The 10,527-nt window shown below is 72.1% G+C and carries 8 protein-coding genes and 1 pseudogene; 7 read left to right on the top strand and 2 right to left on the bottom strand.

From position 1 onward, the window contains the following. The 3 genes from malQ to G6R24_RS05835 all read left to right on the top strand — a co-directional run. The coding region (malQ, locus tag G6R24_RS05845; RefSeq protein ID WP_163548140.1) for a 4-alpha-glucanotransferase at positions 1-2,259 on the top strand (2,259 nt) is incomplete at its 5' end. 10 nt (positions 2,260-2,269) lie between these two features. After that, on the top strand, positions 2,270-2,641 hold the full coding sequence (locus G6R24_RS05840; RefSeq protein ID WP_163548139.1) for a hypothetical protein: 372 nt from the start codon (positions 2,270-2,272) through the stop codon (positions 2,639-2,641). Then, positions 2,628-3,071 carry a DUF5130 family protein gene (locus tag G6R24_RS05835; protein ID WP_163548138.1) on the top strand — a complete coding sequence of 148 codons (444 nt, stop codon included), beginning with the start codon at positions 2,628-2,630 and terminating at the stop codon, positions 3,069-3,071. Before G6R24_RS05840 ends, G6R24_RS05835 begins: the two co-directional genes overlap by 14 nt. Before the next feature lie 91 nt (positions 3,072-3,162). Here G6R24_RS05835 and pepN read toward each other — a convergent pair whose 3' ends face one another. Then, positions 3,163-5,709 carry an aminopeptidase N gene (gene pepN / locus G6R24_RS05830; RefSeq protein ID WP_163548137.1) on the bottom strand — a complete coding sequence of 849 codons (2,547 nt, stop codon included), beginning with the start codon at positions 5,707-5,709 and terminating at the stop codon, positions 3,163-3,165. Positions 5,710-6,239: 530 nt separating this feature from the next. Here pepN and G6R24_RS05825 point away from each other — a divergent pair. The 3 genes and pseudogenes from G6R24_RS05825 to G6R24_RS05815 all read left to right on the top strand — a co-directional run bounded on the left by G6R24_RS05825 (position 6,240) and on the right by G6R24_RS05815 (position 8,641). Continuing rightward, on the top strand, positions 6,240-7,499 hold the full coding sequence (locus G6R24_RS05825) for an AI-2E family transporter (protein ID WP_163548145.1): 1,260 nt from the start codon (positions 6,240-6,242) through the stop codon (positions 7,497-7,499). Next, a pseudogene (locus tag G6R24_RS05820) lies at positions 7,496-8,133 on the top strand (mycothiol-dependent nitroreductase Rv2466c family protein). The gene G6R24_RS05825 and the pseudogene G6R24_RS05820 overlap by 4 nt, the downstream one beginning before the upstream one ends. 19 nt (positions 8,134-8,152) lie before the next feature. Then, positions 8,153-8,641 (top strand): ribose-5-phosphate isomerase, encoded by a 489-nt coding sequence (locus tag G6R24_RS05815; RefSeq protein WP_163548136.1) that lies wholly within the window; start codon positions 8,153-8,155, stop codon positions 8,639-8,641. On the opposite strand, the gene G6R24_RS05810 is transcribed toward G6R24_RS05815, so the two are convergent. Further along, entirely contained in the window at positions 8,584-8,964 is a 381-nt protein-coding gene (locus G6R24_RS05810) for a hypothetical protein (protein ID WP_163548135.1), read from the bottom strand. The two genes, G6R24_RS05815 and G6R24_RS05810, sit on opposite strands and share 58 nt — an antisense overlap. A gap of 592 nt (positions 8,965-9,556) precedes the next feature. Here G6R24_RS05810 and G6R24_RS05805 point away from each other — a divergent pair. Continuing rightward, positions 9,557-10,516, top strand: coding sequence for a glycosyltransferase (locus tag G6R24_RS05805; protein WP_225438164.1), 960 nt, complete (start codon positions 9,557-9,559; stop codon positions 10,514-10,516). The last annotated feature ends 11 nt before the right edge of the window (positions 10,517-10,527 follow it).

The following is a 10,527-nucleotide window of genomic DNA, read 5'->3' as shown; positions in this document are numbered from 1 at the left end:
GATCTGGCCGCGTTGGCCGACGCCTGCGGTGTCGCGGTGGGGTACACCGACGCGCTGGACCAGCCGGTACCCATCGCCGCCGACACGGTGCGCGCCGTGCTCGGGCTGCTCGGCATCGACCCGAGCGATCCGGTGGCCGCCCTCGACCGGTTGCACGAGGCCCGGTGGCGCCGCCAGCTGCCGCCCTGCGCCGTGGTGTCCGCGGCGACACCGGAGCCGGTCACGGTGTACCTGCCGGTCGGTGTCGACGTCCACGCCGAGGTGGAGCTGGAGACCGGCGCGCGGCTGGCACTGGCCGCCCCCGGCGACCCGCGGGATCGACGGGAGCTTGACGGCCAGCCGTGGGTGGCCCGCCCGATCACCCTGCCCGCCGGACTGCCGCTGGGCGATCACGTCCTGCACGTCACCGTCGCCGGCCAGTCGTCGCGCTGCCCGGTCATCGCCGTGCCGGACGTGCTGCCGGGACCCGCGGCGCTGCGGGCGCGGGGACCGCGCTGGCGGGCCTGGGGCTGGATGATCCAGCTGTACGCGCTGCGTTCGGCGCACGGCTGGGGGATGGGCGACTACGGCGACCTCGGTGAGCTCGCGGCCTGGTCCGGGGCGGCCGGAGCCGACGTGCTGCTGGTCAACCCGCTGCACGCGGCCGCGCCGACCCTCCCGGTCGCCGACTCGCCGTACTCCCCGGTGAGCCGGCGTTTCGCCGCGCCGCTGTACCTGCGTCCCGAGGCCACCCGCGAGTACGCCCAGGCCGACGCCGCCACCCGGGCCGCCGTGGACGACCTGGCCGCCCGGGCCCGCCGCGACGGCCGACCCGGCGGCCTGCTCGATCGCGACGTCGTCTGGACGGCCAAACTCGCAGCCCTCGAGCTGCTGTTCGCCACCACCCGTCCCGCCGGCTCCGCGAACGCCACCACGGCGGACGCGGCGGAGCCGGGGGACGCGGACCTCGCGGACTTCGCCACCTGGTGCGCGCTGGCCGAACGACACGGGCCGGACTGGCGCGGCTGGCCCGCGGGACTCACCCGCCCGGACACCGACGCCGTCGCCGCTGCCCGGGTCGAACTCGCCGACCGGATCGCCTTCCACAGCTGGCTGCAACACCGCTGCGACGAGCAGCTCGCCACCGCGCAGGCCACCGCCCGGGCCGCCGGGATGGCCGCCGGGATCGTGCACGACCTGGCCGTCGGCGTCGACGCGGGAGGCGCCGACGCCTGGGCGCTGCAGGACGTGCTCGCCGTGGAAGCCAGTGTCGGCGCGCCGCCGGACTCGTTCAACCAGCAGGGCCAGGACTGGGGGCTGCCACCCTGGCGACCGCAGGCCCTGGCCGAGACCGGGTACGCCCCGCTGCGCGAGATGGTCGCCGCGGTGCTGCGCCGCGGCGGCGGGCTGCGGGTCGACCACATCCTCGGTCTGTTCCGGCTGTGGTGGATTCCGCGGGGTGCCGGTGCGGCCCGCGGCACCTATGTCCGGTATGACGCGAAGGCGATGCTCGGACTCATCGCGCTCGAGGCCACCCTCGCCGACGCCCTCGTCGTCGGCGAGGACCTCGGCACCGTCGAACCCTCGATGGCGACGGCACTGGACGCGGCCGGCGTGCTCGGCTCCTCGGTGCTGTGGTTCGAGCAGGACGAGGACGGCAACCCGCTGCCCCCCGCCCGGTACCGGGCCGCCACCATGGCCAGCGTCACCACCCACGACCTGCCGACCGCCGCCGGCTACCTCGAAGGCGAACATGTGCGCCTGCGTGCCGGTCTGGGTCTACTCGGCCGCTCCGAACAGGCCGAGGCCGACGCCTGGCGGCGTGACCGCGACGCCCTGCTCGCCCTGCTGCGCACCGAGGGCCCGCTGGACACCACGGACCCGCTGGACACCGCGGGTGCGGCGACGCCCGCGTCACCCGGGGCCGGGCAGGCGTTCCCACCTGGCGACCTGGACGCCTACGTGCGGGGAATGCACCGGCTGCTCGTCCGTTCGCCCTGCCAGGTCGTGCTCGCCGCGCCCGGCGACGCGCTCGGCGATCGGCACCAGCCGAACCTGCCCGGCACCACCGACGCCTACCCGAACTGGCGGCTGCCGGTGCGTGACGGCGACGGTGCGGAGGTCACCCTCGAACGGCTGCTGGCCGAACCGGCCGTGGCCCGACTGGGGGCGCTGCTGGGCGAGGTTCGGGCGGACGCGGGTACGGAGAGTCCGAACTCACCCTCCGGTGGGGGCCGGGTGGTACCCCTCTCGGAGGACCCGGGCACCACTTCCCGGTAACCTTCGCTGCGTGACTCCACGTCCAGCGCGGCCCAGGGGCGCCGCCTACCGCCGGGTGCTCACGGTCGCCGGCCTCGCGATGTTCACCGTTCCGGTGTTCGCCGCGACGGCATCAGCCGCGGAGATCGGGACGAAGTACAACCCCGACCCGTTGACCGTTCTGCAGACCTGGGGTATCTACGGCGGCACCATCGCCGGCGGGTTCCTCATCGCGATCCTGCTGGCCGCCTGGTCAGGCCGGCGCAGCGGCCCGACCCGGTACCGTCCGGGCCAGGCCTGGGAGCACGACGACGTCTGGGTCGGCAAGCGTCCCGAGGAGATCGAGGGCGCCCGCGAGGAGAAGGCCGTTCCGGGAGCAGGTGGAGCCAGTGGCAACTGGTGAGGCCTTCAGCCCCGAGCAGCTCGAGCGGCTGGATCGGGCGCTCGAGCAGGCCGAGAAGCACAGTGGCATCCCGTTCACGCTGCGGGTCGGCGCCGTGCGTGGTGACATCCGCCTGGCCGCGGAGCGGACCCTGTCCACCCTCGTCGGCGACCCCGCGCGGGACCCGGCCGTCCTGATCGTGGTCTCCCCGGGGCAGCGCGTCGTGCGGATCTCGACCACGCCCGCCGCCCGCAAGCGGATCAGCAACACCGCGTCGAGCCTCGCCTCGCTCGCGATGACGTCCAGTTTCTCCCTCGGCGACCTGGTCGGCGGCCTGACCTCGGGCATCCGCCAGCTCGCCGAGGCCGCCGGCCCCGCCGCCACCACCCCGGCGGCCCTGCGCCCGGCGGCTCCGACCGCCGCCCCGGCTGGCAGCCCCGCCCCGCACTGAGCTACGCCGCGCGCTGAGGGGCTCGCGGTGCCCGGCGGTGCCGCCGTCCTGGCCGACGAAGGGAAGCCAGGACGGCGGGCGCGGGCGCCGGCTAACCGGCGGCGATGTCCTTCTGCCGGGCGGCCAGGGCGCGGACCAGGCCGTCGCGGCCCTCGAGCAGGGCTCGGCGCAACGGCGGGGTCGGGTCGCGTTCGGCCAGGTAGGCGTCGACCTTCGCCACCGTGTCGGGGGAGATGACCGAGGACGGGAACAGCATCTGGCTGATCGTCGCGGCCGTGTCGAAGCTGCGCGAGGACCAGATACCGCCGATCTCGGCGAAGAACCGGTCGACGTAGGGCAGGGTGATCTTCTGCTGGTCGGAGATCCAGAAGCCGCTCATCGTCGCCACCGCCAGGTGGTTCGACAGGTCCGCCGAGTCCATCACCGCGGACCAGGCCGCGGCCTTCGCCTCGGCGGTGGGGCGGGCGGCCCGGGCGGTCGCGGCGCGCTTCTCGCCGGTGGCGGTGCGGTCCCGGGCGAGCTCGGCGTCGATCTCGGCGTCGCCGTAGACGCCCCGGGCGACGAGCTGGATGAGCAGCGTCCAGCGCAGTTCGGTGTCCACGACCAGACCGTCGAGCACCTCGGTGCCCTCGAACAGGGCGCGGACCCGGGCGATCTGCTCGGGGTTCTCCGCCTTGGCGAACGTCGTGGTGAACACCAGCTGCAGGTCGCTGCCCGGTGCGGCGGCCCGGGCGAGCTCCTCGGAGCGTTCGGTGAGCGCGCGTAGCGCCGTGGCGCGGTTCGCCGGGTCACCGTAGGCGTCGATGGTGAGATCGGCCTTGGCGAGCAGCGACTGCACCACGCCGATGTCGTCCTCGGCGCTCACCCCGGACAGCACGAGGCGGACGTAGTCGCGGGCGGCGAGTTCCGCGTCGCGTGTCATGTCCCACGCCGCCGCCCAGCACAACGTCCGGGGCAGGCTCTCGGTGAACGACCCGATCGAGTCGATCAGGGTGGTCAGTGACCGCGGGTCGAGACGGACCTTGGCGAAGGTGAGGTCGTCGTCGTTGAGCAGGATCAGATCCGGCTGGCGGGCACCGACGATCTTCGGCACCTCGGTGAGCTCACCGGTGACGTCGAGCTCGATCCGTTCGCGGCGGACCAGCGCGCCGTCGGCGTCCCGGTCGTAGAGCCCGACGGCCAGCCGGTGCGGACGCAGCGTGCGTGAGGCGGTCGGCGGGGCGCTCGCCGGCTCCTGCACGACGTCGAAAGAGGTGAACAGGCCCGAGGAGTCGGTGAAGAACCGCGGGCGCAGCGTGTTGACGCCGGTCGTCTCCAACCAGGCGGCCGACCAGGCGGACAGGTCACGCCCGGAGGCGTTCTCCAGCTCGTCCAGCAGATCCCGCAGGGACGTGTTCGCGTACTCGAAGCGGCGGAAGTACGACCGCAGGCCGGCGAGGAACTCCTCCTGCCCGACCCAGGCGACGAGCTGCTTGAGCACGCTCGCGCCCTTGGCGTAGGTGATGCCGTCGAAGTTGGTGCGCACCGCGTCCATATCGGGGGCGTCGGCGACGATCGGATGGGTTGAGGAGAGCTGGTCCTGGCGGTACGCCCAGCCCTTCTCGGCGTTGGCGAACGTCGTCCACCCGTTGGTGAACCGGGTGGAGGTGACCTGCGCCAGCACCGACATGTAGGTCGCGAACGACTCGTTCAACCACAGGTCGTCCCACCAGCGCATGGTGACCAGGTCGCCGAACCACATGTGCGCCATCTCGTGCAGGATCGTCTCGGCGCGGCGCTCACGGCGGGCCTCGGTGACCTTCGCCCGGAAGACGTAGTCCTCCAGGAACGTCACGCAGCCGGCGTTCTCCATCGCACCCGCGTTGAACTCGGGCACGAACAACTGGTCGTACTTGCCGAACGGGTACCGGTAGTCGAACACCCGGTGGTAGAAGTCGAAGCCGGCCCTGGTGATCTCGAACAGCTCGTCGGGGTCGAGATGTTCGGCCAGCGAACGGCGACAGAACAGCCCCAGGTCGATGCCGTCGTGCTCATCGCGGACCTCGTGGTACGGACCGGCGACCAGCGCCGTGATGTAGGTCGACATCACCGGTGTCTCGAGGAAGCGGATCGTGCGCACCCCGATGGCGGCCTCGGCCGTCGCGGCGACCGCCCCGCCCGAGATCGCCGACCAGTCGGCGGGCACCGTCACCGTCAGGGTGAACGTGGCCTTCAGGTCAGGCTGGTCGAAACAGGCGTACATCCGGTGCGCGTCGTACGTCTCGAACTGGGTGTAGAGGTAGACCGCGTCGTCCACGGGGTCGACGAAGCGGTGCAGCCCCTCACCGGTGCGGGAGTAGACCCCGGTGCCGATGACCCGCAGGTTGTTGGCCTCGGCGAGCCCGTCGAGGCGGATGCGCTCCCCGTCGAAGACGTCGGCCACCGCCAGTGCCCGGCCGTTGAGCACGACCTCGTCGACGCTGGCGGCCGCGAGCTCGATGAACGTCGACGCTCCCGGCTCGGTGCTGGTGAAGATGACCTGGGTCGACGTGCGGAAGTGCTCCGGGCCCGTCGTCAGGTCGAGTTCGACGTCGTAGGACGCCACGTTGAGCAGGCGGGCGCGTTCGCGCGCCTCGTCGCGGGTGAGATTGTTGGGCACCCGGTTCCTCTCAGCTTGCCGCTCGCACGTCGGCTCGCAGCTAGTTCGGACGTCGACCGGCGCCTGCCGGGACGGCTCACACCGAGGTTCAGTCTCGCACGCCACCGGCGGGCCCGAACCCTGGTGGGAGACCCTCCGTGGTCGGTACACCGCCCGTGATCGTCGTGAATTGTCGGGTTTCGCGGCCCTGTCACTCCCACCGGCGCGGCTGGTACGGCACGATGGCGACATCTCCCGCGCGACGGGCGGGCGTCATCGTCCGCGCGGCGGGTTGGCGGACGTCGCACGGGCGGCGTCAGGAAGGAGCGCGGGTGAGACGGGTCGCTGGGCTGGGTCGAGTGCAGCCGCGGGCCCGTTCCGCCGCGCCAGCCCCCGCCACCGGCCCGCCCGCCGGTTCGTCGCCGGCCGGTTCGCCCGCACCCTCGGCTGGTTCGTCCTCGGCTGGTTCGTCCTCGCACGGTTCGTCCTCGGCTGGTTCGTCGTCGTCGGCCGGTTCGTCCTCGGCTGGTTCGTCGTCGCGCAAGGGGTTCGTGCCGCGCCGGCTACGGGAGCTGCGGGCCGCGGCGCGCGCGGGGCATCCCGGCGGAGTCTCGCCGGTCCCCGCGCAGTCCGGTCGTTCGGAGGGGCCGGCGCGTGAGCTGTCGACCGCGCAGCGGGCCGAGGAGCACATCCCGGTGGCACTGCGGGTCTCCGCCGGCTGGTCCTGGCGGCTGATCGTCACCGGGGCCGCGATCTGGATCCTGCTGATGGCGGTCGGCCGGGTCCGGCTCGTGGTCATCCCGATCATCGCCGGGCTGCTCATCGCCGCGCTGATCCATCCACTGGCCCATCGTTTCCAGCGGATGGGCATGCCCCGGCTCGGGGCCGCGTTCGCGGCGCTGTTCGTGTTCATCGTGGTGCTCGCCGGGGCGGCGGTGGCGGTCGGGTTCAACGCCGCCAACGAGATTCCGACCGTGTCCGACCAGGTCAGCCAGGGCGTCGAGCAGGTCCGGGGCTACCTGACCGACGGGCCGTTCCACCTGTCGCAGCGCCAGCTCGACGATCTGGTCGACGACATCCGGCGCAACCTCGCGAACAACCGTGGGCGGCTCGTCTCGGGTGTGATCTCGGGGGCGTCGGTCGCCGCGGAGGCGCTCACCAGCCTGCTGGTCGCGTTGTTCTCCACGTTCTTCTTCCTCTACGACGGGGACCGGATCTGGGGCTGGATCGTCACCCGCTTCCCGGCCGGTGCCGAGCAGCGGGTGCGCGGCGCCGGCAGGGAGGCCTGGCTGACGATCACCGGCTACATCCGCGGGACGGTGTTCGTCGCGGCCGTCGACGCGTTCGGGATCGCGATGGGGCTGGTGGGCGTCGGTGTGCCGCTGGTCGCCCCGCTGGCGCTGCTGACGTTCTTCGGTGGCTTCATCCCGATCATCGGGGCCACCGTGGCCGGGGTCGCCGCGGTGCTGGTCACCCTCGTCTCGGGCGGCGTCACCGACGCTCTGATCATTCTCGCGGTGGTGCTGGCCGTGCAGCAGATCGAGGGCCATCTGTTGCAGCCGCTGGTGATGCGCCGCGCCGTGCGACTGCATCCACTGGCCATCGTGATCTCGCTGTCCGCCGGTGGTGTGCTCGCCGGTATTCCCGGCGCGATCGCCGCGGTACCGTTCGTGGCCGTCGTCAACCGGGTCGCCGGCTATCTGGCGGCCAGCGGCGAAACGACGCCACCAGCGGCGGACGGGAATCCGGTGCCATCCAGGCGGGTTGACTCCGACGATCACACTCCGTCAAACGAGGAGACTCGCCCGTGAGTACCGAGAACGTCGCCGGCGCCGACGCCGACATCGTGACCGCCGATCTGTGGTTCGACCCGAGCTGTCCGTGGGCGTGGATCACCTCGCGCTGGCTGCTGGAGGTCGAGCGGGTACGGGCCCGTCCGCGCCCGCTGGCATGTGATGAGCCTGGCCGTGCTCAACTCCGGCCAGGGAGGTGCCCGAGGCGTACCGGGAGGCGATGGCGCAGGCCTGGGGCCCGGTGCGGATCTGCGTCGCCGCGGCCGCCAAGCACGGCGAGGACGTCCTCGGTCCGCTGTACACCGCGCTGGGCCGGCGTCGGCACGTGGAGAAGGCCGAGTGGAACGCCGAGACGTTCGCCGCGGCGCTCACCGAGGCGGGCGCCGACCCGTCGCTGGCCGACGCCGCGACCTCGACCGAGTGGGACGAGGCGCTGCGGGCCAGCCACCACGACGGCATCAGCCGGGTCGGTATGGACGTGGGCACCCCGGTGATCGCCGTCGGCGAGAACGCCTTCTTCGGGCCGGTGATCACGCCGGCACCCAAGGGCGAGTCGGCTGGCCGGCTGTGGGACGGCGTGCTGCTGGTGGCCGGCACTCCCGGCTTCTACGAACTCAAGCGCACCCGGGATGTCGGACCGATCTTCACGTGATCGGGCATGATGACGCATCATGCGCGTCCATCTAGGTTCTGATCATGCCGGCTTCCATCTGAAGGCGGCGCTCGCCGAACGCCTGGTGGAACTTGGCCACGCACCCGTTGACCATGGCCCGGTCGAGTACGACCCCGACGACGACTACCCGCCGTTCGTGCTCGCCGCCGCGCAGGCCACGGCGGCCGAACCGGACAGCCTCGGGATCGTCATCGGCGGCTCGGGTAACGGCGAGGCCATCGCGGCGAACAAGGTCGACGGGGTGCGCGCCGCGCTGGTCTGGAGCGAGCAGACCGCGACGCTTGGCCGTCAGCACAACGACGCCAACGTGCTGAGCATCGGCGCGCGGATGCACACCGTCCCCGAGGCCGTCGGCTTCGTCGAGGTCTTCCTGTCCACCCCGTTCAGCGCCGAGCAGCGTCACACCCGTCGGCTGCGGATGCTGTCGAACTACGAGCGCACCGGCGAGATCCCCGCCGTCCCCGACGCGGCGTCGCCCGCGTCCTGAACCGTGCGCTCCGGCCGGGCCGGTTCACCCGGCCGGAGCGCACGGTTCGCGACCCGGCCGGGTGGGCGTAGCACCAGGGTGTGTTCGGCTTCGGCGAGGTCCTCGTCGGTGGGCTGGGCCACGTCACGGGCCCGCATCGCGACCAGCGGCGGCAGGTGGGTGCGGCCCGAGCCGACCAGACCCCGCAACGGCGCGTCCGGATCGGCGGCCCCACCGCGGGAGTCGCCCGAGCCGCTGGTGCCACCGAAACCGCTGCTACCGCTGGTGGAGCTGGCATCGTTGGTGGAGTCGTGGGGGCCGCTGGGACGGACGCTGCGGGCCATACCTCGAGCGTAGCGACCGGTCCCGGAATCCGCGGCGGAGTGGGTATTCGGACCGGCGCGGACCGTGCCCGCCGGCGGCGGGGATTCGGCGTCGGGTAGATCATTCTATTGTTGGTGGCCGTGGTGGGGGACTGTCGTCGGACGCTCTCCCACGGTGGTCGGATGAGATTGACCGGGCGTTCGTAGTTCTTGTTGCCCTCCTTCTTGTGTTGCCGGAGATTTTCCGTTGCCGTTCGTCGGTGGATGGATACCGTCCGCTATTGGGCGGCGGAGTGTGCTCTCCTTCTGGTTCCCGGTGTCACTTCCCCGGGACGCGATACCGGTCGACGTCGGCCGCGAAGGTCTCCGTATGCTTGTTACTGCCATGAGATCGTGAATGGCCACCCGCTTGTAGCACGTAGGTGGTGCTTCGCAAAGTTCATGGTGTGATCACTGCGTGGGAGGCTATGGATGAATACATTGACTTCCATCGCGAATGAGCTGAAACTATGCGCTGATCTCGACCGGCCGCTCATAGTTGCGACGCCCCGGCCAGCGTCCGTGACCGGAACCGCCGTCGAAGCCTAGGAGCTGACTCGTGGACAGCGTGCCCGTGAGCGCCTTCGTGCCTGTGAGCGTCATCATTCCGGCCTACAACGAGGCGCTGCGGCTGCCCGGGGCGCTGCCGGAGATCGTAGCCATGATGGGCCGGACACCCGGTGCCGAAGTGATCGTGGTCGACGACGGCAGCACGGACGGCACCGCCGCGGTCGCGGAGAAACTGCTGGCCGGGCTGCCGGGTGGCCGGGTGCTGCGGTTGCCCTGGAACTCGGGTAAGGGGGCCGCCGTGCGGGTCGGTGTGTCCGCCGCCCACGGCGAGTCCATCGTATTCCTTGACGCCGACGGCGCCTCCGACATCGACGATCTGCCGCTGCTGCTCGCCGCGCTGGAACACGCCGAGGTCGCGCTCGGCTCGCGGCGCATCGGCGGGCGGGCGGTGCGCAGCAGCGGGCGTCGGGTCGGCAGCTGGGCGTTCAACCAGATCACCCGCTCGCTGGCCAGCCTGGATGTCGCCGACACCCAGTGTGGTTTCAAGGCCTTTCGGGGCCCGGAGGCCAAGCTGCTGTTCAGCCTCGCCCGGTCCTCGGGGTTCGGCTTCGACGTCGAGGTGCTCTCGATCGCCCGGTCCATGGGCTATCGGATCGCCGAGGTGCCGGTGACATGGGCGGAGATGCCCGGCGGCACGTTCCGGGTCGGTCGGCACACCCCCGCCATGCTCGTCGACGTCGTACGCGCCCGGCGTTACCTGGGTCGCGCCGCCCCCAGCGTGGTCACGCCCGCGCACACCCCGATCGGCGCGGCACCCTCGAGCGTGTCGCCGTCGGTCGCCGCCGCGCCGGGCACCCCGCCGGTGTCGCCGGCTGTCGTGTCGGCGTCCTCGCTGCCGGTGCAGGGGGCCGCCACACGGGTGTCGGCTCGCCCGCCGCTGTCGCCGCCACGCCGGCCCCTTCCGTCCTCGGTCACACCGTTTCCGCTGGCCGCGGCCGCGGAGCCGGAGGCCGCTGCCCGGTAGACACCGGCTTC

The organism is Candidatus Frankia nodulisporulans (assembly GCF_902806475.1).
GTDB lineage: Bacteria > Actinomycetota > Actinomycetes > Frankiales > Frankiaceae > Frankia > Frankia umida.
Note: the sequence above shows the minus strand (reverse complement) of the source record. Positions and strands in the feature narration are given on the sequence as shown.

Coding starts and splice junctions, on each gene's coding strand:
- G6R24_RS05810 (WP_163548135.1), bottom strand. CDS start 8,964: ATGGCCCGCAGCGTCCGTCCCAGCGGCCCCCACGACTCCACCAACGAT.
- G6R24_RS05815 (WP_163548136.1), top strand. CDS start 8,153: ATGCGCGTCCATCTAGGTTCTGATCATGCCGGCTTCCATCTGAAGGCG.